The organism is Profundibacter sp. (assembly GCF_965277155.1).
In the GTDB taxonomy this organism is placed as follows: Bacteria; Pseudomonadota; Alphaproteobacteria; order Rhodobacterales; family Rhodobacteraceae; genus Profundibacter.
The window spans coordinates 211,356-230,282 of the sequence record NZ_CBDIBV010000013.1 but is presented as its reverse complement, the minus strand read 5'-3'; the positions used below and the strand labels follow the sequence as shown (position 1 = coordinate 230,282).

General features: G+C 53.5%; 22 protein-coding genes. 11 read left to right on the top strand and 11 right to left on the bottom strand.

Annotated features, from left to right (window positions below):
* Positions 1 to 10: 10 nt before the first annotated feature.
* Positions 11 to 1,069 carry a heat-inducible transcriptional repressor HrcA gene (gene hrcA / locus ACQY4M_RS16340; protein WP_428546278.1) on the bottom strand — a complete coding sequence of 353 codons (1,059 nt, stop codon included), beginning with the start codon at positions 1,067 to 1,069 and terminating at the stop codon, positions 11 to 13.
* Positions 1,070 to 1,141: 72 nt separating this feature from the next.
* Between hrcA and rph the strand changes: the two genes are divergently transcribed.
* Genes rph through ACQY4M_RS16320 form a run of 4 tightly spaced genes read left to right on the top strand, consistent with a single transcriptional unit; the run spans position 1,142 to position 3,973 of the window.
* Positions 1,142 to 1,852, top strand: a complete 711-nt coding sequence (gene rph / locus ACQY4M_RS16335; RefSeq protein ID WP_118944187.1) for a ribonuclease PH — start codon at positions 1,142 to 1,144, stop codon at positions 1,850 to 1,852.
* A 1-nt stretch (position 1,853) separates the two neighbouring features.
* Positions 1,854 to 2,462 carry an RdgB/HAM1 family non-canonical purine NTP pyrophosphatase gene (gene rdgB, locus ACQY4M_RS16330; RefSeq protein ID WP_428548220.1) on the top strand — a complete coding sequence of 203 codons (609 nt, stop codon included), beginning with the start codon at positions 1,854 to 1,856 and terminating at the stop codon, positions 2,460 to 2,462.
* On the top strand, positions 2,425 to 3,615 hold the full coding sequence (gene hemW, locus ACQY4M_RS16325; RefSeq protein WP_428546275.1) for a radical SAM family heme chaperone HemW: 1,191 nt from the start codon (positions 2,425 to 2,427) through the stop codon (positions 3,613 to 3,615). The genes rdgB and hemW overlap by 38 nt, the downstream gene beginning before the upstream one ends.
* A 4-nt stretch (positions 3,616 to 3,619) precedes the next feature.
* Positions 3,620 to 3,973: a YbaN family protein gene (locus tag ACQY4M_RS16320; RefSeq protein WP_428546272.1), complete on the top strand. Its 354-nt coding sequence runs from the start codon at positions 3,620 to 3,622 to the stop codon at positions 3,971 to 3,973.
* Here the strand turns inward: ACQY4M_RS16320 and ACQY4M_RS16315 are convergent.
* The 7 genes from ACQY4M_RS16315 to ACQY4M_RS16285 all read right to left on the bottom strand — a co-directional run bounded on the left by ACQY4M_RS16315 (position 3,963) and on the right by ACQY4M_RS16285 (position 11,364).
* Complete coding sequence (locus tag ACQY4M_RS16315) at positions 3,963 to 4,850, bottom strand: ParB/RepB/Spo0J family partition protein (RefSeq protein WP_428546269.1); 888 nt, start codon at positions 4,848 to 4,850, stop codon at positions 3,963 to 3,965. The two genes, ACQY4M_RS16320 and ACQY4M_RS16315, sit on opposite strands and share 11 nt — an antisense overlap.
* Before the next feature lies 1 nt (position 4,851).
* Positions 4,852 to 5,673, bottom strand: a complete 822-nt coding sequence (locus ACQY4M_RS16310; protein WP_428546266.1) for a ParA family protein — start codon at positions 5,671 to 5,673, stop codon at positions 4,852 to 4,854.
* On the bottom strand, positions 5,666 to 6,289 hold the full coding sequence (gene rsmG / locus ACQY4M_RS16305; RefSeq protein ID WP_428546263.1) for a 16S rRNA (guanine(527)-N(7))-methyltransferase RsmG: 624 nt from the start codon (positions 6,287 to 6,289) through the stop codon (positions 5,666 to 5,668). Before rsmG ends, ACQY4M_RS16310 begins: the two co-directional genes overlap by 8 nt.
* Positions 6,290 to 6,294: 5 nt before the next feature.
* Complete coding sequence (mnmG, locus tag ACQY4M_RS16300) at positions 6,295 to 8,184, bottom strand: tRNA uridine-5-carboxymethylaminomethyl(34) synthesis enzyme MnmG (protein ID WP_428546260.1); 1,890 nt, start codon at positions 8,182 to 8,184, stop codon at positions 6,295 to 6,297.
* A gap of 3 nt (positions 8,185 to 8,187) precedes the next feature.
* Positions 8,188 to 9,477, bottom strand: coding sequence for a tRNA uridine-5-carboxymethylaminomethyl(34) synthesis GTPase MnmE (gene mnmE, locus ACQY4M_RS16295; protein ID WP_428546257.1), 1,290 nt, complete (start codon positions 9,475 to 9,477; stop codon positions 8,188 to 8,190).
* A gap of 33 nt (positions 9,478 to 9,510) precedes the next feature.
* Entirely contained in the window at positions 9,511 to 10,782 is a 1,272-nt protein-coding gene (gene rho, locus ACQY4M_RS16290; RefSeq protein WP_428546254.1) for a transcription termination factor Rho, read from the bottom strand.
* 120 nt (positions 10,783 to 10,902) lie between these two features.
* Positions 10,903 to 11,364 carry a CopD family protein gene (locus ACQY4M_RS16285; RefSeq protein ID WP_428546251.1) on the bottom strand — a complete coding sequence of 154 codons (462 nt, stop codon included), beginning with the start codon at positions 11,362 to 11,364 and terminating at the stop codon, positions 10,903 to 10,905.
* A 372-nt stretch (positions 11,365 to 11,736) separates the two neighbouring features.
* On the opposite strand from ACQY4M_RS16285, the gene ACQY4M_RS16280 reads away from it, so the two are divergent.
* Genes ACQY4M_RS16280 through dnaQ form a run of 4 tightly spaced genes read left to right on the top strand, consistent with a single transcriptional unit; the run spans position 11,737 to position 14,435 of the window.
* The gene (locus tag ACQY4M_RS16280) at positions 11,737 to 12,336 is read left to right on the top strand and encodes a Maf family protein (RefSeq protein WP_428546248.1); all 600 of its coding nucleotides are present in this window, start codon (positions 11,737 to 11,739) and stop codon (positions 12,334 to 12,336) included.
* On the top strand, positions 12,333 to 13,169 hold the full coding sequence (locus tag ACQY4M_RS16275; RefSeq protein WP_428546245.1) for a shikimate dehydrogenase: 837 nt from the start codon (positions 12,333 to 12,335) through the stop codon (positions 13,167 to 13,169). The genes ACQY4M_RS16280 and ACQY4M_RS16275 overlap by 4 nt, the downstream gene beginning before the upstream one ends.
* A complete protein-coding gene (gene coaE, locus ACQY4M_RS16270) occupies positions 13,166 to 13,753 on the top strand; it encodes a dephospho-CoA kinase (protein ID WP_428546242.1) in 588 nt (195 codons plus the stop codon). The genes ACQY4M_RS16275 and coaE overlap by 4 nt, the downstream gene beginning before the upstream one ends.
* Entirely contained in the window at positions 13,746 to 14,435 is a 690-nt protein-coding gene (gene dnaQ / locus ACQY4M_RS16265; RefSeq protein WP_428546239.1) for a DNA polymerase III subunit epsilon, read from the top strand. Before coaE ends, dnaQ begins: the two co-directional genes overlap by 8 nt.
* Here dnaQ and secB read toward each other — a convergent pair.
* Positions 14,432 to 14,923 (bottom strand): protein-export chaperone SecB, encoded by a 492-nt coding sequence (gene secB, locus ACQY4M_RS16260; protein WP_428546236.1) that lies wholly within the window; start codon positions 14,921 to 14,923, stop codon positions 14,432 to 14,434. The two genes, dnaQ and secB, sit on opposite strands and share 4 nt — an antisense overlap.
* Positions 14,924 to 14,982: 59 nt before the next feature.
* The gene (locus ACQY4M_RS16255) at positions 14,983 to 15,450 is read right to left on the bottom strand and encodes an FxsA family protein (protein ID WP_428546233.1); all 468 of its coding nucleotides are present in this window, start codon (positions 15,448 to 15,450) and stop codon (positions 14,983 to 14,985) included.
* A 108-nt stretch (positions 15,451 to 15,558) separates the two neighbouring features.
* Here ACQY4M_RS16255 and ACQY4M_RS16250 point away from each other — a divergent pair, with 108 nt between their 5' ends.
* From ACQY4M_RS16250 to ACQY4M_RS16240, 3 genes are read left to right on the top strand one after another with little or no spacing between them, the layout of a single operon-like run.
* On the top strand, positions 15,559 to 16,221 hold the full coding sequence (locus ACQY4M_RS16250; RefSeq protein WP_428546230.1) for a Tim44/TimA family putative adaptor protein: 663 nt from the start codon (positions 15,559 to 15,561) through the stop codon (positions 16,219 to 16,221).
* A complete protein-coding gene (gene mltA, locus ACQY4M_RS16245; protein ID WP_428546227.1) occupies positions 16,218 to 17,258 on the top strand; it encodes a murein transglycosylase A in 1,041 nt (346 codons plus the stop codon). The genes ACQY4M_RS16250 and mltA overlap by 4 nt, the downstream gene beginning before the upstream one ends.
* Complete coding sequence (locus ACQY4M_RS16240) at positions 17,255 to 17,845, top strand: Smr/MutS family protein (RefSeq protein ID WP_428546224.1); 591 nt, start codon at positions 17,255 to 17,257, stop codon at positions 17,843 to 17,845. Before mltA ends, ACQY4M_RS16240 begins: the two co-directional genes overlap by 4 nt.
* Before the next feature lie 5 nt (positions 17,846 to 17,850).
* Here ACQY4M_RS16240 and ACQY4M_RS16235 read toward each other — a convergent pair whose 3' ends face one another.
* Positions 17,851 to 18,843, bottom strand: a complete 993-nt coding sequence (locus tag ACQY4M_RS16235) for an alpha/beta hydrolase (RefSeq protein WP_428546221.1) — start codon at positions 18,841 to 18,843, stop codon at positions 17,851 to 17,853.
* Positions 18,844 to 18,927 lie beyond the last annotated feature (84 nt).

The following is an 18,927-nucleotide window of genomic DNA, read 5'->3' as shown; positions in this document are numbered from 1 at the left end:
TTTCTTTTCCTTAGCCCTGATCCGAAATCAGTTTTCCAACCAGTTGTGCTGTATAATCGACAATCGGCACGATCCGTCCATAATTCAGACGCGTGGGGCCAATGACCCCGACCGCACCGATAATCTTTCGGTCAGAATTCATATAAGGGGAAACCACCAAAGATGAACCCGAAAGTGAGAATAATTTGTTCTCGGAGCCAATAAATATGCGCACGCCTTCGCCTTCTTCGGTCAATTCCAGAAATTCGGCAATGTCGCGTTTGCGCTCAAGGTCGTCAAACAGGGACCGGATGCGTTCCAGATCAACAGATTCGGCATCGTCCAGCAGGTTTGATCGCCCGCGAACAAGCAGCCGTTCATAGCTGTCATCATCATTGTCCCACAGGGCAAACCCGGTTTCGACCAGCGCGCGGGCAAGGGTGTCAATTTCCTGACGGCGGTTCTGGATTTCCCGCCCGATGGTTTGGCGCAGTTCGGACAGGGTGCGCCCCTCGGCCAAGGCATTCAGGAAATTCGCCGCCTCGCGCAGGGATGACGGGGTTTGACCGACCGGCGGGGTAAACACGCGGTTTTCCACGTTGCCATCGGCAAACACCAAAACCACAAGGGCACGGTCGGTGGCAAGGCTGACAAATTCGATATGCTTGATCGGCGCTTCGTGTTTGGGGGCCAGAACCAGCGATGCGCCATGCGTCATGCCGGACAGGGCCGAACCAACCCGATCCAGCAAGGAGTTGACATCGCTGGCCTCACCAACGGTTGCGTCGATCTTCTGGCGGTCGTCCGATTGCAAATCACCCACTTCCAGCAAACCGTCCACAAACATCCGTAAACCGTGCTGCGTCGGAATACGCCCCGCCGAAACATGCGGTGAATCCAGCAGACCAAGATGCTCCAGATCCTGCATCACATTGCGAATGGTCGCCGCACTTACCTTTTCGCTTAGTGAACGGGTAAGCGTGCGTGAACCAATCGGGCCACCTGTTTCCAGATAGCTTTCCACCACCAGACGGAACACCTCGCGACTGCGGGCGTTCATTTCGCCGAAAATTTCGCTGCCATCACACATTGGCCACTTTCAGGTTGCTTTTGCGCCTTTAGCACAGGTATCTCAGCATAGCTCATAGATAAAGGACACACCATGCGCCCCTCTGGTAGAAATGTAGACGAAATGCGCCCGATTTCAATCGAGACCGGCATCACAAAACACGCCGAAGGGTCATGCCTGATAAAATGCGGCGATACCCATGTTTTGTGCACTGCCACAATTGACCCTGGCGTGCCGCGGTTTTTGAAAGGCTCGGGTCTGGGATGGGTCACGGCGGAATACGGCATGTTGCCCCGCGCCACCAATACTCGGATGCGCCGCGAGGCCAAGAACGGGCAATCCGGGCGCACGCAGGAAATCCAGCGCCTTATTGGCCGGTCCTTGCGCGCCGGTGTTGATCGGGTTGCTTTGGGTGAGCGTCAGATCACCGTGGATTGCGATGTAATTCAGGCCGACGGCGGCACGCGTTGTGCCTCGATCACCGGCGGCTGGGTGGCACTGCGTTTGGCGGTGAACAAACTAATGAAAGCGGGCGATGTGATTTCCGATCCACTGGTTGATCCGGTTGCCGCTGTTAGCTGTGGCATTTACGCGGGCCAGCCGGTGCTGGATCTGGATTACCCCGAGGATTCCGAAGCGGGTGTGGATGGCAACTTTGTTTTGCTTGGCAATGGCCAGATGATCGAGGTGCAGATGTCGGCCGAGGGATCGACCTATTCCCGCGACCAGATGAACACGCTGTTGGATTTGGCTGACAAAGGTGTCGCCGAACTGATGGCCGCGCAACAGGCGGCAGTTGCCTGATATGCGCCGGTTTGACGGGGATAAGCTGGTAATCGCCACACATAACGCCGGAAAACTGGTGGAAATTGCCGAGTTGCTGAAACCCTTCGGGATTTCGGTAACTTCGGCGGGCGAGCTGGGATTGGAAGAACCCGAGGAAACCGAAGACACATTCGCAGGAAATGCCCGTATCAAAGCGCATTTCGCGGCCAAAGCCAGCGGTTTGCCCGCTTTGTCGGACGATAGCGGCATAACGGTTGATGCACTGGATGGCGCGCCGGGTGTTTATACCGCCAATTGGGCCGAAACCCCCACAGGGCGCGATTTTCCGATGGCGATGAAAAAGGTCTGGGATCTGCTGGAAGCTAAAAACGCTTCTGAGCCCCGCACCGTAGCCTTTAACTGCACCCTTTGTTTGGCATGGCCGGACGGTCACGACGAAATATTTGAGGGCCGCGTTGAAGGGCGGCTGGTCTGGCCGATGCGCGGGGAGAACGGTTTCGGGTTTGATCCGATATTCCTGCCCATTGGCCATGACCTGACCTTTGGCGAAATGAACCCCGCGGACAAAAAGGCGATCAGCCACCGCGCCGATGCCTTCGCCAAACTGGTTCAGGGCTGTTTTGCCTGAGGATTGGCAACAGGGGGGCTTTGGCCTCTATATCCACTGGCCATTTTGTCTGTCAAAATGCCCCTATTGCGATTTCAATTCCCATGTAGCGGCGGAAATAGATCAGCAGAAATGGGTGCAGGCCTATGTTTCCGAAATTGACCGGACCGCGATAGAAACAGGCTCTAAACCGCTAAAAAGCGTGTTTATTGGCGGCGGCACACCCAGCCTGATGTTGCCCGAAACAGTGGGTGCCATCCTGTCCAAAGTGCGGGAATGCTGGACGTTAAGCAACAATATTGAAATTACGCTCGAAGCCAACCCGACCTCGGTCGAGGCCAGCCGGTTTGCCGGTTACAAAGACGCAGGTGTAAACCGTGTTTCCATTGGTATTCAGGCGCTGAATGATGTCGATCTTCGTCGTCTTGGCCGTCTGCATACCGTGGCCGAGGCCCGCGCGGCCTTTGACACCGCCGCAAGCCTGTTTGACCGGATCAATTTCGACCTGATCTATGCGCGTCAGGACCAAACCTTGCCGCAATGGCGGGCGGAACTGACCGAAGCATTGAACATGGCCGCCGATCACCTATCGCTATACCAACTGACCATCGAATCCGGCACCGCCTTTGGCGCCCGTCATGCCGCCGGAGGTTTGCATGGCCTACCGCAAGAGGATCTGGCGGCGGATATGTACGAGCTGACGCAGGAATTGACCTCGGCCGCCGGTTTTAACGCCTACGAAATTTCAAACCACGCCAAAACCGGCTCGCAATCGCGCCACAACCTGATTTATTGGCAAGCGGGCGATTACGCCGGTATCGGACCGGGGGCGCATGGACGGCTGACTTTGGACGGGGTGCGTTATGCCACCGAATGCCCGAAATCACCGCAGATCTTGTTGGAGTCCGTTCTGAAAACCGGCAACGGGGAACTGCCACGGCAAGCCCAGAGTCCTAATGAACGCGCCGACGAATATCTGATGATGGGGCTGCGGGTGACGGACGGAATTGACCTGTTGCGATATGAAAAGCTGGCCGAGAAACCTATAAATATTAATAATATCAATATGTTATCAGATTACGGTCTTGTCGCCCTGCAAGACAACCGCCTGATCGCAACCCCGCAAGGCCGTCCCGTTCTGAATGCCATCATCAAAGAACTGTTAACGGAGTAAGCGCATGAAACTAGTTTGGTTGCTACTTGGGCTTGCCTCGATTGCACTGGGCATCATCGGTGCGTTTCTGCCCCTGTTACCTACGGTGCCGCTGGTGCTGCTTTCGGCGTTTTTCTTTTCTAAATCATCCGACAGACTGCATGACTGGATGCTGGATCACGCTGTATTCGGCCCGTGGATCCATGACTGGCGCGAAAACGGCGGGATGAGCAAGCGAGTCAAGATTTACGCCACCGCGTCAATCCTTGTCGCCTTTGCGATTCCGTTCATCATTGGGCTGAAAGCTTATATTATTGTCATTCAAGGCGTCGTTTTATCCGGCGTGTTGCTATATATCTGGACGCGCCCTACGACGTAGCCGACAACAGGCGGCACAGATCGTCCAGTTCTTCCAGTGTTTTATAGCTGATAGTCACCTTACCCGATTCCTTGCCCGGCTTGTGATCCACCGAAACCTTCATCCCCAGATTTGCCGACAAATCACCTTCCAGAGCGCGGGTATCAGCATCCTTACCGGCAGGTTGCAATTTCACCTTTTCCGGACGGGTTTTAGGACCTTTCGCAAGCCGTTCTGTTTCGCGCACCGAAAGCCCCTGCTTGACCACCTGTCGCGCCAGTGCAACGGGGTTTTCCGTTGTAATCAACGCCCGCGCGTGGCCCGCTGTCAGCTTGCTTTCTTTCAGTAAATCCAGCACTTCTTTGGGCAGTTGCAACAGGCGCATTAGATTTGCAATGTGACTGCGGCTTTTCCCCAATGCGGCGGCCAGTTTTTCCTGTGTATGACCGAATTTATCCATCAGCTGCTGATAGCCTGCTGCCTCTTCCACCGGGTTTAGATCGGCGCGCTGGATGTTTTCGATAATTGCGATTTCCAGCACTTCTGTATCAGTATAATCGCGGATAATAACCGGCAATTCATGCAGCTGCGCCATCTGCGCGGCACGCCAACGACGTTCGCCTGCCACAATCTCGTAACCATTTGATTTTTCACGAACAATCAATGGCTGAATAACACCTTTTTCCTTAATAGATGCGGCCAGATCATCCATATCCTGCATTGGAAAATCCCGCCGCGGCTGATCAGGGTTCGGGGCAATCTTTTCGATCGGTATAATCTGTTCTGCCCGCGTTGCAGAACCGCCTTCGGATGCCTGTGCCGTATCCGCCGCCACATCCGACATCAGCGCCGAAAGCCCGCGCCCCAAGCCGCGCCGTTCATGTCTTTTGCTCGCCATCTCAGCTTCCTTTTCTGCTTGGGGTTACGGTATTTTTCAGCGCCAGTTCATGCGCCAGTTCAACATAGGCCATCGCGCCTTTTGTTGTCGGATCATATTCGATGACAGGCATTCCGAATGATGGTGCCTCGGACACGCGGACATTGCGGGGAATGATTGTTTTGAAAACCAGCTCACCCAGATTATCGCGCGCATCTTTTTCAACCTGCTGCGACAAACGGTTGCGGCTGTCATACATCGTCAACACAATCCCTTCGATCCGTAAATTTTCGTTGGCGGTTTGCCGAACCTCACGCACGGAAAGAACCAGTTGCGACAGACCTTCCAGTGCAAAAAATTCACTTTGCAACGGGACCAGAACCGAATGGGCCGAAACCATCGCATTTACAGTCAAAAGGTTCAGGGAAGGGGGGCAGTCAATCAGGATAAAATCGAGGTCAAGTTTATCTATATCAGATTGTCGCAATGCTTTGTGCAAAAGGAAACTACGTTTCTCATTCGCCATCAATTCAATATCTGCCGAACTAAGGTCCGTCGTGGCCGGAACAATCAAAAGCCCTTCAACTTCGGTTTCCTGCACAATATCTTGTAGGGGCACATCACCTATCAACAAGTCATAGGTATTGTAGTCACGCTGTTCGTTTTCAATACCCAATCCGGTCGAGGCATTTCCTTGCGGATCAAGATCCACCAACAAGACATTGAAACCTTCGGCGGCCAAGGCGGCCCCCAAATTGATAGTGGTCGTGGTTTTTCCAACCCCGCCTTTCTGGTTTGCGATTGCGATAATGCGTGGCCCTTTAGGGCGAGTCAGATCAGACACGCGATATGCCTCCAATTTTCAGAATTGCGCCGGTAGGATTCGTTTTACTGGGGATTTCCTCAAGATCAAAGCGCCAATTCGCCTTGGCCTCGGTGATTTCCTGCAGAAACCGGTCGCCTTTTGGAAAAATTGCAGTGCCAGAAGGGCTTAGATGCATGCTTGCAAATTCCAGCAAACGATCCAGGGAGGCCAATGCCCGTGCGGTCAGGATATCAGCCTCAAGCCCATTGGTTTCTTCAATTCTTTGCGTAATGACATTTGCGTTCAGCTCCAGATCACGAATTACAGTGCGCAAGAAAGTGCATTTTCTTATGTCACTTTCAACAAGGGTAAACCGTGTTTCTGGCGAATCCTTCTTAGCGATTATCGCCAAAACCAATGCTGGAAATCCGCCACCGCTGCCCAAATCAACCCAATGGCAAGGATTCTCTGGTTGAAATTGGTAAATTTGCGCTGAATCGTGGAAATGGCGCTGCCATAAGACGTCAACCGTGCTTTTAGACACCAGATTAATTGCCGGATTCCATTTTTGAAGCAGGGTGGCATAATCATCCAGAAGGGTCATTGTTTCACGTGAAACATCAAATTCGGCTTGAAAGGCATCGCGGTGGTCCATCCTTATCAGGCCTTTTTCTTTCTGTTTGCTTGTTTCAACGTCGCCAATATCAAAGTCAGAGCAGCGGGTGTCATTCCGTCTATACGACCGGCTTGCCCAAGTGTTGTAGGGCGTATGGTTATTAGCTTTGATTGAAGTTCATTCGACAGTCCGGCTACAGCTGTATAATCAAAATCCCGCGGTATATTATGGGCCTCGTCGCGTTTGATTGCCTGGACGTCCTTACCTTGGCGAACAATATAATGTGCATATGTGGCTTGTCGTTTGATTTGCTGCCCAATCTCGGATGGAACAGTATCAAGTTCGGGTCGCATTATCACCAGATTGGGGAAATCGACTCCCTGAAAGGTCAATAAAGCATAGCCATCGCGGCGTTTACCATCCTGATTAATTTTGATGCCATGTGCGGCAACTTCTTTGGGTGTAAATGTCATCTGCTTTAGGTTCGAAAGAGCACCATTAATAGCGTGCATCTTGTTTTCAAATGATTTTTTGCGTTTCTCACCAACACACCCCGCCTCTAAACCAATAGGCGTTAGGCGTTGATCCGCATTATCAGCCCGCAAAGAAAGCCGAAATTCTGCACGGGATGTAAACATGCGGTAAGGCTCGGATACGCCACGGGTGATCAGGTCATCAATCATCACGCCAATGTATGAATCTGATCGGCTAAACAATACCGGTTCACCATCTAGCGCATTCCGCGCAGCATTCAGACCCGCAACCAACCCTTGCGCCGCGGCCTCCTCATATCCTGTGGTTCCGTTGATCTGACCCGCTAGATATAGACCAGGCACGTTCTTTACTTCCAATGTTGGACCCAGTGCGCGCGGGTCTACATAGTCATATTCAATGGCATACCCAGGTTGCAGGATCGTTGTGTTTTCAAGCCCGACAATGGAATGAACGTATTCCTCCTGCACAGATTCAGGCAAAGAGGTTGAAATGCCGTTAGGATAAACTGTGTGATCATCCAATCCTTCAGGTTCCAGAAATATCTGATGCGAGGTTTTATCGGCAAATCGCACGATTTTATCTTCGATCGAGGGGCAATAGCGCGGGCCAACACCGTCAATCCTTCCACCATACATCGCTGATTTGCCAAGGTTTTCACGGATAATATCGTGTGTTCCCTCGTTTGTATGAGTGATTCCGCATGAAACCTGCCGCACAGCTGGTTTGTCCGACAGAAAAGAAAACATAACCGGATCATCATCGCCCGGCTGGCTTTCTAGAATATCCCAGTTGATCGTGCGTCCGTCCAGACGGGGCGGGGTGCCGGTTTTCAAGCGCCCAAGGGCAAGGTCAAAACTGTCCAGACGTTGCGCCAGTTTAACCGAGGGTTTATCGCCCATACGTCCGCCGGGGCGGGAAATGTCACCGATATGGATGATGCCGCGCAGGAAGGTGCCGGTGGTCAGAATAACAGAAGGGGCTGTGATTTCGGACCCATCATCAAGGGAAACACCTGAAATAACGGCATTATTCATCAAAAGGTCTGTAACTTCGCCTTCAATGACATACAAATTTTCTTGCGCTTCAATCTCGGCCAGCATCGTTTGGCGGTAGATTTTCCTGTCAGCTTGGGCGCGAGGGCCTTGGACGGCGGGGCCTTTGCGGCGGTTCAACAAACGAAACTGGATGCCAGCCTTGTCAGCTACACGGCCCATTACACCATCCAGCGCATCTATTTCACGGACAAGGTGGCCTTTACCCAAACCGCCAATCGCGGGGTTACAGGACATCACACCGATACCGGATTTTGAGAGGGTAATCAGCGCCGTTCGCGCACCCATACGGGCCGCGGCGTGGGCGGCATCACTACCTGCGTGGCCTCCGCCAACGACAATTACTTCAAAATCACAGGGTGCGTTTCTGTGTTTCACGTGAAACAATCCTTATTTACCCAAGCAAAAACTGGCGAATATTTCGTCCAGAATATGCTCTACATCGACACGACCGACCAATGAATCAAGGGCACGGATGGCGGTGCGCAGTTCTTCGGCGGCCAGTTCGGAACGATCCATACCATATTCCAGTTCATTTTTCGCTGATTCCAATGCGGCGAGGGCAGTCAGAATGGCGGTTCTATGCCGTTCTCGGATTGCAGTGCTGGCCCCGGCGGCGCGGTTTTGCAGGATTTCAGCGATGCGAGTGGTCAGTTCGGACAGGCCTTGGCCCGTTTTACCCGATACGGAATCCGCTTCTCCCTCGTATAAATCTGCTTTGCTACGCAGCACGATATCATCATTTTCAGGTTGCAAAGGCAGGTTCAGCGGCTCAGCATCATACAGAAATACAAGCAAATCGGCATTTTTGGCACGTTCCAAAGCGCGTTCTATGCCAATCTCTTCAACAGCGTCATCTGTATCCCGCAGTCCTGCGGTGTCCAGAATTGTGACCGGCAGACCATTCAGGTCCATCCGCACTTCGATCACATCGCGGGTGGTTCCCGCAATTTCCGAGGTGATTGCCGCATCACGGCCAGCCAACCGGTTCAGCAATGACGACTTGCCGACATTCGGGGCGCCTACAATAGCCACCTCGAATCCATTGCGGATACGTTCGGAAATCTGCACACCACTGGCTTCGGACGCCAGTGCAATCATGACAGAATCCAGCAGCTCTTTTACTTCCGGTGTTACATCCACCGGTACATCCTCGTCTGCGAAATCTATCGTGGCTTCCAACAGGGCAGCGGCACGGATCAACTGGCTGCGCCAGCTTTCGGCCTTGTCGCCCAGCGCACCGGAAAACACCCGCAGCGCCTGTTTGCGTTGGGCTTCTGTTTCAGCTTCAAGCAGGTCGGACAGCCCTTCAATCTGGGCCAGATCCAAACACCCGTTCTCCAAGGCGCGGCGCGTGAATTCGCCCGGCTCGGCCATACGTAAACCGTTAATATCACCCAGCGTTTGCAGCACAGCTTTGATCGTTGCAGGGCCGCCGTGCATGTGCAGTTCGGCGACGTCTTCGCCAGTGAAACTGTGGCCCGCCATAAACGTCAGAACCAGCGCCTGATCCAGCAACACACCCTCGGAATCCTTCAGCACCCGCAGGCCGGCGACACGCGGTTCAGGCAGCGATCCCGCAAGGGTTTTCGCCGCCATCAGCGCGCGGGGACCGGACAGGCGTATGACGGCCACACCGGATTTCCCAAGCGCCGTTGCCAAGGCATAAATTGTGTTCATATTTCATCCAACTATTTTTTATTAAACATAAAGTTATGTATTCATTGAATCGAAGAATTCGGCATTTGATTTGGTTTGCTTCAGCTTCGACATCAGGAATTCGATTGCATCTGTTGTGCCCATCGGGTTCAGGATGCGGCGCAGGACATAGGTTTTTTGCAGGTCTTTTGCGTTGACCAACAGTTCCTCTTTCCGGGTGCCGGATTTCAGGATGTCCATCGCCGGGAACACACGTTTATCGGCCACCTTGCGGTCCAGCACGATTTCCGAGTTGCCCGTGCCTTTGAATTCTTCAAAGATCACCTCGTCCATCCGGCTGCCGGTATCAATTAGCGCGGTTGAAATGATGGTAAGCGAGCCACCTTCCTCGATATTCCGTGCAGCGCCAAAAAAGCGTTTAGGGCGCTGTAGGGCATTTGCGTCAACACCGCCTGTCAGGACCTTGCCAGAGGAGGGCACAACCGTGTTAAAGGCGCGACCCAGACGGGTGATTGAATCCAGCAGGATAACAACATCGCGTTTGTGTTCGACCAGACGCTTGGCTTTTTCGATCACCATTTCAGAAACGGCAACGTGACGCGAGGCCGGTTCGTCAAAGGTCGAGGACACAACCTCGCCCTTAACGCTGCGTTGCATGTCGGTAACTTCTTCTGGCCGTTCGTCAATCAGCAGCACAATCAGGTAGCATTCAGGATGGTTCGCAGCAATCGAAGTCGCGATATTTTGCAATAGAACTGTTTTACCAGTGCGGGGCGGGGCCACGATCAGGCAACGCTGGCCTTTACCGATGGGCGCGACCAGATCAATGATGCGGGCGGATTTGTCTTTTACGGTGGGGTCGGCCAGTTCCAGATTGAAACGTTCGTCCGGATAAAGCGGTGTCAGGTTATCAAAGTTTATCTTGTGTTTGTTCTTTTCCGGTTCCTCAAAGTTGATCTTGGTCACTTTGGTCATCGCGAAATAGCGCTCGTTATCATCGGGTGCGCGTATCACACCTTCGATCGTGTCGCCGGTTCGCAATGACATTTGGCGGATCATTTCAGGGGAAATATAAATGTCATCCGGGCCTGGAAGATAGTTTGCCTCGGTCGAGCGTAAAAAGCCAAAGCCATCTTGTAACACTTCCAACACACCATCGCCGGAAATTTCCCAACCTTCCTCGGCCCGCTCTTTCAGGATCGAGTACATAATCTCGCCTTTGCGCATGGTCGAAGCGTTTTCGATTTCCAGTTCTTCTGCTAATTCCAGCAAGTCTTTGGGTGTTTTTGCCTTCAAATCGGCAAGGTTCAGCGTTTCTTGGGTCATGGGAACGAATCCTTGGGCGCCAAGAACTGGCGCGCGGTCATTTTATAATGTGAAAAACCACCCACCGGACGGCGGGGTTACGGGCTAAATAAGGATGTGTTGTGCAGGAGTCAACAATTGCTAGTATTTCAGCACCACCGAAAAAACGATCAGAAACATCAACAGCGTTGGCACTTCGTTCATCATGCGGAATTGTTTGCCGGTTCTGGTGTTGCGCCCTTTGATAAAATCAATACGTCGCGCAGCCAGCCAGAAATGGAACCAGGTCATGATCAGAACCGATACCGCCTTAACCCAGGGCCAGATTTCCGACCAGTCAACAATCCCGGGGGTGAATACAAGCAGCAGGCCAAAGGTCCATGTCGAATACATTGCAGAGCGCATGATCACATGAAGCAGCTTTTGCTCCATGGTTTGAAACAGCAGATCCGTTTCAGATTCTGCTTCTACGGATTCCGTGTGATAAACGAACAAGCGTGGCAAATAGAATATTCCCGCCATCCATGTAATCACCGAAATGATATGCAGGGTCTTGGTCCACAGATAATAATCGCTAAGCAGATCCGTTATCATATCCCACATGGGTTTTCCTCATATCTAGGTGGGCCTTTCTAATAATATATATAGAAAAGAAAAGATGATGTTTTTGTTGGGGGAACGGTTTCTGTGGATTAAATTGTTATCTGCCGGTTTATCCGCAAGTTGCAAAACTGTTGATAAATGCGTGGATTGAATCCGGAAGGGGCGCAATAACAGAGGTATCCGGTATACCTGTTCTATGGATAAAATCTTTGATGTCAGTTTACCCACAGCAGATATTTATCCTTTTCCACCGTGGGCAACTATGGTGAATAGGTGGGTAACTGCCATGTTATCAACCGTTCGGGCAGGGCAAGGGGTTATCCCTTAGTCCGCACAGTTTTAACCCCATGAGTTACCCACAGGGATATGCCGATGAGTGATCGAATTATTCTGGCCTCGCAATCAGACATCCGCCAGACGTTGCTGCGTAATGCCGGTGTGGTGTTTAAAACTGCCGTTGCACGGATTGACGAGGCAACAATCCGCGAGTCCATGCAGGCCGACGGGGCGCAGCCACGGGATGTTGCCGATGCCCTGGCTGAATTCAAGGCGCAGAAGGTGGCGATGAAAGAAGCAGAGGCGCTGGTGATCGGGTGCGATCAGGTGCTGGATTTCAACGGGCGGATATTGGCAAAGCCTGTGGATCAGACGGATGCAAAGGAACAGTTGCAGGCATTGCGCGGCAAGGAGCACCGGTTGTATTCTGCCGCTGTTGTTTACCATCACGGCAAACCCGTCTGGCGACATGTCGGCGAGGTCCGCTTGCAAATGCGCAATTTTTCCGATGCCTATCTGGACAGTTACCTGTTGCGCAACTGGGACAGTATCCGCCATTCCGTCGGTGGCTATAAACTGGAAGAAGAAGGCGCGCGCCTGTTCGCAAAGATCACAGGTGATTATTTTGTCGTTCTGGGGCTGCCTTTGCTGGAATTGTTGTCGTATCTTTCAACGCGAGGGGTATTGGAAACATGAGTGACCACAGAATTCCATTGGCGGGCGTGATTGGTTCGCCGATTGCACATAGTAAATCACCGGTGCTGCACGGGCATTGGTTAAAACGCTACGGAATCGAAGGGTATTACATTCCGATGGACGTGGCGCAAGATGATCTGGCCGAGGTGATCCGCACCTTGCCTTTGATGGGCTTTGTCGGGGTGAATGTAACCATTCCGCATAAGGAAAGCGTGCTGGAGCTGGCCGATATCGTAACCGACCGCGCCGCATTAATCGGGGCGGCGAATACGCTGATCTTTCGCAAGGATGGTAAAATCCATGCAGATAATACCGACGGCTATGGTTTTATCGAAAACCTGCGGCAGGGTGCGCCGAACTGGGATCCAGCGTCTGGATCGGCAGCGGTGATTGGCGCTGGCGGCGCCTGCCGCGCTGTGGTCGCGTCGTTGCTTGAGGTCGGGGTCAAGGAAATCCGCCTGTCCAACCGCACCCGAAACCGCGCGGATATTCTAAAGCGGGAATTCGGGGCCAGGGTGAAAGTTTTTGACTGGGTCAAGGCCGGAAACATGATGGAAGGCGCGGCAACGGTGGTGAACACCACATCGCTGGGTATGGTCGGCAAGCCGGAATTCCGCATTCCATTAGACGCTTTGTCACCAGACGCCGTGGTGACTGATCTGGTCTATGCGCCTTTGGATACCGCGTTTTTGGTCAAAGCACGGGAAAAGGGCTGTGTCACGGTCGATGGTTTGGGCATGTTGTTGCATCAGGCGGTGCCGGGGTTTGAACGCTGGTTTGGCCAGCGCCCCGAAGTCGACGACGATTTACGCAACGCGGTGCTGGCAGGATGAGCAGCAAGCCGTTCCTTATCGGCCTGACCGGTTCTATCGGTATGGGGAAATCCACCACGGCGGCGATGTTCGCCGACTTGGGTGTGCCGGTCTGGGATGCGGATGCGGCTGTGCATCGGTTATACGATGTGAATGGTGCTGCGGTTGAACCGATCCGCGCGCTTTATCCTGATGCGGTGCAGAATGGTGCGGTTGGTCGTGAGGCTTTGAAACAATGGATTGCCAATGATCCCGATGCACTGCGCCGGATTGAACAGGTGGTTCACCCGCTGGTCGCCGCAGATCGCGCTGCATTTATTGATAATGCCGATGTGGATGTGGTTCTGCTGGACATCCCTTTGCTGTTTGAAACGGGTGCGAATGAAATGATGGATGCCGTTGTTGTGGTTTCCGCCCCGCCGGAAATTCAGCGCCAGCGGGTTCTGGAGCGTGCGGGCATGACGGACGATCAGTTTCAGGTCATACTGGACAAACAACTGCCTGATGCGGAAAAACGTGCACGGGCGGATTATGTGATAGAAACCACCACGCTTGCCGATGCGCGGGCGCAGGTTAAATCGGTGTTGGAGCAGATAAATGCGTGAAATCGTGCTGGATACGGAAACCACCGGTTTTAAACCGGAACAGGGCGACCGGATTGTCGAAATCGGGGCGGTGGAACTGTTCAACCACATGCCGACCGGCAACCATTATCACCAATATATAAATCCCGAACGCTCCATGCCCGAAGATGCCTTTAAGGTGCACGGATTGGGGGATGAGTTTCTGTCAGATAAACCGGTGTTTAAATTGATCGCACAGGATTTCATGGATTTTATCGGTGATTCCCCACTGGTGATCCACAACGCGGCGTTTGACATGAAATTCCTGAATGCCGAACTGGGCTGGATCAATTTCCCGCTGATTCCGATGGAACAGGCGCTGGATACGCTGGCACTTGCCCGTAAAAAATTCCCCGGCGCGCAAGCCTCGCTGGATGCGCTTTGTCGTCGGTTCGGGATTGATAATTCATCGCGCACCCTGCACGGCGCGTTGCTGGACTCGGAAATTCTGGCCGAGGTTTATCTGGAATTGCTGGGGGGGCGGCAATCGGGGCTGGAATTGTCCAGCACGGCCAGAAATTCGGACGGAACAGACGTTGGCAGCGATTGGCGGCCACGTCCACGACCAAACGCATTGGCCCCGAAACTAACAAAAGAAGAAGCCGCCGCCCATGATGCTTTTGTTAAAGACATGGGCGACGGCGCGCTTTGGATTAAAGGCTAGGCAGTGCCCTGAGGTTGCTCGCTCTCGGCGCGGCGGGACAGTTCCGAACGATACAGCGCCAGGAAATCGATGTTTTCCAGATTCAGCGGCGGGAAACCACCGTCACGGGTCACATCGCTAACGATCCGGCGAACGTAAGGGAACAACATCCGCGGGCATTCGATCAACAGGAACGGGTGCAGCTGGTCTTCTGGTACATTTTCAATAAGGAAAATGCCGCCGTATTCCAGTTCCAGCAGGAACAGCGGTTCGCCACCTGATTTGTTTTTCGAAGTGATATTGAACTTTGTGATCACTTCATACTGGTTATCAACGCCGCGTTTTTTGGCGTCCAGATTGACCTGAACCTGAATGTCGGGCTGAACTTCGCCTTCGACACCTTTCTGGGCGACAGCGTTTTCAAAAGACAGGTCTTTGATAAACTGCGCCAGAATTTGCATTTTGATTTGGGGTGCTTCTGCTTGGGCACCATTGCCGGTTTCGGCCATATTAACTCTCCTGAAAGGAATTTACGTCGCGGGTGGTTTAGCAGGTCTGTTAACGGTCCTCAATCCTTGGTCCAGCCTGAAGGCTTGTCATTTGGATTAATTTCGGTGAATTCCCCGTCAATTACGTTATCCGGCTGGCGCGGTTGATGTGGTGGCGGGGCACCGGTGGTAAATGTCTGCACTTTCACGCGCTTTTTGAAGTATTGAAACGCCGCTGCACGGAACGGCGGGAACAACAGCAAAAAGCCGATTGCATCGGTGAAAAACCCTGGTGTCAGCAACAACGCCCCGGCAAAAAGGATCATCGCACCATCCGCCAATGGCTGGGTTGGATCCTGCAATTGCGAAAATGACCCCCGCAGGCGATTCATTGCCGCTGCCCCTTGGGTGCGGACCAGCCAAGTGCCCAGAAACGCGGTGGCAATCACGATGCCAAGGGTCGGCCAAAGGCCTATAAAATTGCCGACTTTGATAAATAGTCCGATTTCAATCAACGGAACTGCGACAAATAGTAGAAATAACCACATGGCATCCTCATATAGACGTTAAGGGTGCAGTAGACTTGAACGCACCCAGCCCTTACATAGGGGCGAACACGTCTGGTTTCCATGTTTTCTGTCTGAATAGAGGTTTTGATGAACAGCCCCACGATCCAACTACTTGTTTTGGCCGGAATTGCCCTATTCCTGATTATTAAGCTGAAAAACGTTTTGGGCACACGTCAGGGGTTTGAAAAACCCCCAACACAGGCGCCGGATATTCTTCCCCGAAAATCACGTCCGCAACTGGAAGTGATCGAAGGCGGGCCGGATCGCGATATCACGGATCATGTAGAAGAAGGCAGCGATGCGGCCAAAGCATTGGCGGCGATGAAAAAGGCCGACCCCAGCTTTTCGGTCAGTGAATTCCTGCAAGGGGCGCGCGGCGCTTATGAAATGATCCTGATGGCATTTGAACGTGGTCAGCTGGATTCAATCGTGCCCTTCCTGTCAGAAGATGTGTTCGAGGCCTTTTCCGAAGTGGTCGATGCCCGCGAGGCAAAGGGACTGACAGTCGAGGCGAATTTTATCGGGGTTCGGGAAATTGCGCTGGTCGATGCCGAATTTGACGAGTCGACCAGATTGGGCGAAGTTACGGTGAAATTCATTGGCGAATTAAACTCAACTGTGCGTGATCGTGCGGGGGATATTGTCGAAGGTGGTAAAAACGAAGTGAAGCGTCAAAAAGATGTCTGGACCTTTGCCCGCACAATGGGGTCGGATGATCCGAACTGGAAACTGGTGGCAACCGGGGGATGAGACGTGTGTCTCGGGCGTTTGCGGTATTGGCAGCGATGGTTATGACCCATCCCACCGATGCCCCTGCGGCCGAATACAAGCTGTTACATTTCGAAGATCTGGCCGGCTGGCATAATGATGATCACGCCGCCGCGCTGGATACCTTTCTGGAAACCTGTTCACAACTGAAACGCGGTGATTGGTCGGCGTTGTGCGGGTTGGCCAAAACCCACCCCAGCGCAAAAACCTATTTCGAAATGTTCTTTCGTCCCGTGTTGGTGGAAGACGGCAAACCTGCACTGTTCACCGGCTATTTCGAACCCGAGCTGAACGGCTCGCTTGTTCCAACCCCGCGTTATCGCTACCCGCTGTATCGCAAACCACCCGAGGTCAAGGACGGACAGCCTTGGCTGACCCGTCGCGAGATCGAAGAAACCGATGCCTTAAGCGGGCGTGGTCTGGAGCTATGCTGGGTTGATGATCCAGTCGAGGTTTTCTTTTTGCAAATTCAGGGGTCGGGCCGGATACGGCTGACCAACGGGCAGATGATGCGCGTGGGCTATGGCGGATCGAACGGGCGCAATTACCGCTCGATCGGGCAGGAACTGATCCGGCGCGGGATTTATTCCAAACATCAGGTGTCGGCGCAGGTGATCCAGAACTGGGTGCGTCGCAATCCCATGCAGGGGGCGGAACTGCTGCGGCACAATCCATCCTTTGTATTCTTTCGCAAGATAACCAAAGTGCCACCCGAAAAAGGGCCAATCGGGGCGATGAACCGGTCGGTTACGACACTGCGCACACTGGCGGTTGACCCACGCTACACCCCTTTGGGTGCGCCGGTCTGGCTGGAAAAAGAAGGCTCAGACGCCTTGCGCCGTTTGATGGTGGCACAGGATACCGGATCGGCAATCAAGGGCGCACAACGGGCCGATATATTCTTTGGCACCGGCGATGATGCTGGCCGTATGGCCGGACGGGTGCGCGACCCGGGGCGGATGGTGGTTTTACTGCCGATCCAGACGGCATTTGCCCTGGTGCCGGAGGGCGAAGAGTGAGCAAAAAGCCCCGTGGATTACGCCCTGACGAGCGCGAGTTGTGGCAAAGGGTGGCGGCGCAATCAATGCCGTTACACCCCGAACGATCACATCCGGTGAAACAGGCGGTTGAGCGGATCAACAGCAAACCCGCCAAACCCCGCGTGCAGGATTTTCGCATCGGGCAGGGCGCGCGTGTGGCCCCGCCATCGCATGATCTGGCCCCGCATATCACCGACCATCTGCGCAATGCACCGGTGCAAATGGACCGCAAGGCATTCGGCAAAATGAAACGCGGTAAACTGGGAATCGAGGCGCGGATTGACCTGCACGGTATGACAATGGCCCGCGCCCATCTGGCGCTGAACGGGTTTATCCAGTCGTCCTATTCAGAGGGAAAACGGCTGGTTCTGGTGATCACCGGCAAAGGCAAACGCGAAGCCACCGGCACCGGCCCGATGCCCGAACATCGCGGGGTGTTGCGCCGGCAAGTGCCGCATTGGCTGACCTCGGCCCCACTGGCGGCAATGGTGCTGCAAATCACACCTGCGCATTTGAAACACGGCGGTGACGGGGCCTATTACGTTTATCTACGCCGCGCCCGTTAGGCTGTTTATTGCGACAGGGCGGAAGCGGGCGACAGAATAATCTGCGTGGCTTTTTGCACGGTTAATATCGTGCCCGGTATCAAACCCGTCCGCCCCGCCTGATCATTACGAAATGCTGCATCCAGATTGTGCATCCGTTTCAGAATTTTCAACAGGGCAGGCGACGTGGCCGCGTTGAAATGGCCGGTAACGCTGTTGGAAAATTGCGTCACATCAAACAGGGTGACTTTTAGATCGGCCAGCTCGGTAATATCCTGAACATTGCCCAGCCGTTCATGTCTTCCAGACAAACGTGCGGCCAGTCGCAAGGCGCGGTCCTTTTTCGAGGTAAATATCACGAACGGCTGTGGCAACGGTTCAATCCGTGTGGCTTGCTGGCGGAACAGATCAACGTCAATATCAGGGGAAATCAGGATCACCCCGCTGATCAATCGCCGCATTTCGGCATTATCGGAAATTGACATTTGCCGCAGGGTCTCCACCGTTAGAAATGCCCCCATCGAATGACCCACCAGTAAAATCTGGTCCGCCCCCGCATCGCGCACCATATGCAACAGGTTTTCCAGCCCGTCCCGCGCAAACAACGCGCTGTCGCGGTCATAGGCATATCCAAGTGGATTGCCCGCGCTTAGCCATGAATAATGCACCGTCGGGTTTTGCAAATCCATATCGTTGGACAGCTGCGCCAGTCGGTACAGGCCTTCGGCAAAGTTGTTGTTGAAACCGTGGACGAACACCACAACTTCGCGATGGCCTTTTGGATGGGTGCGCAGGGCTTTGGCCAGATTGGAGGTGAAACCGCCACCATCGGTAAAGCGGGTGAAATCGGTTGTCAGGAAATCGCGTTGTGGATCGGGCTTACCGCGGGGCCAATCGACCTCGCCAACCTCGTGCTGTGGCGGGACGGAAATATCGTAACGAAAAAAGCTGGCCTTGGTCGCGCGTTTGCGGCTGATTTGTCCATCCGGCTCAACCTGTCGCGTGGTCGAAACAAACACTGTCTGGATTTTCCCAACCGATTCAGCTGCTGGATATAGCGTAAGTATGCCGCGCGGAGTGCAAGCCGCAAGCGAAACGAAAAC

Coding starts and splice junctions, on each gene's coding strand:
- ACQY4M_RS16250 (WP_428546230.1), top strand. CDS start 15,559: ATGAACAGCCCCACGATCCAACTACTTGTTTTGGCCGGAATTGCCCTA.
- ACQY4M_RS16280 (WP_428546248.1), top strand. CDS start 11,737: ATGAGTGATCGAATTATTCTGGCCTCGCAATCAGACATCCGCCAGACG.
- hrcA (WP_428546278.1), bottom strand. CDS start 1,069: ATGTGTGATGGCAGCGAAATTTTCGGCGAAATGAACGCCCGCAGTCGC.
- coaE (WP_428546242.1), top strand. CDS start 13,166: ATGAGCAGCAAGCCGTTCCTTATCGGCCTGACCGGTTCTATCGGTATG.
- secB (WP_428546236.1), bottom strand. CDS start 14,923: ATGGCCGAAACCGGCAATGGTGCCCAAGCAGAAGCACCCCAAATCAAA.
- mnmE (WP_428546257.1), bottom strand. CDS start 9,477: ATGAACACAATTTATGCCTTGGCAACGGCGCTTGGGAAATCCGGTGTG.
- rph (WP_118944187.1), top strand. CDS start 1,142: ATGCGCCCCTCTGGTAGAAATGTAGACGAAATGCGCCCGATTTCAATC.
- rsmG (WP_428546263.1), bottom strand. CDS start 6,289: ATGGACCACCGCGATGCCTTTCAAGCCGAATTTGATGTTTCACGTGAA.
- ACQY4M_RS16255 (WP_428546233.1), bottom strand. CDS start 15,450: ATGTGGTTATTTCTACTATTTGTCGCAGTTCCGTTGATTGAAATCGGA.
- ACQY4M_RS16320 (WP_428546272.1), top strand. CDS start 3,620: ATGAAACTAGTTTGGTTGCTACTTGGGCTTGCCTCGATTGCACTGGGC.
- ACQY4M_RS16285 (WP_428546251.1), bottom strand. CDS start 11,364: ATGTGGGATATGATAACGGATCTGCTTAGCGATTATTATCTGTGGACC.
- ACQY4M_RS16315 (WP_428546269.1), bottom strand. CDS start 4,850: ATGGCGAGCAAAAGACATGAACGGCGCGGCTTGGGGCGCGGGCTTTCG.
- rho (WP_428546254.1), bottom strand. CDS start 10,782: ATGACCCAAGAAACGCTGAACCTTGCCGATTTGAAGGCAAAAACACCC.
- dnaQ (WP_428546239.1), top strand. CDS start 13,746: ATGCGTGAAATCGTGCTGGATACGGAAACCACCGGTTTTAAACCGGAA.
- ACQY4M_RS16275 (WP_428546245.1), top strand. CDS start 12,333: ATGAGTGACCACAGAATTCCATTGGCGGGCGTGATTGGTTCGCCGATT.
- rdgB (WP_428548220.1), top strand. CDS start 1,854: ATGCGCCGGTTTGACGGGGATAAGCTGGTAATCGCCACACATAACGCC.
- hemW (WP_428546275.1), top strand. CDS start 2,425: ATGCCTTCGCCAAACTGGTTCAGGGCTGTTTTGCCTGAGGATTGGCAA.
- mltA (WP_428546227.1), top strand. CDS start 16,218: ATGAGACGTGTGTCTCGGGCGTTTGCGGTATTGGCAGCGATGGTTATG.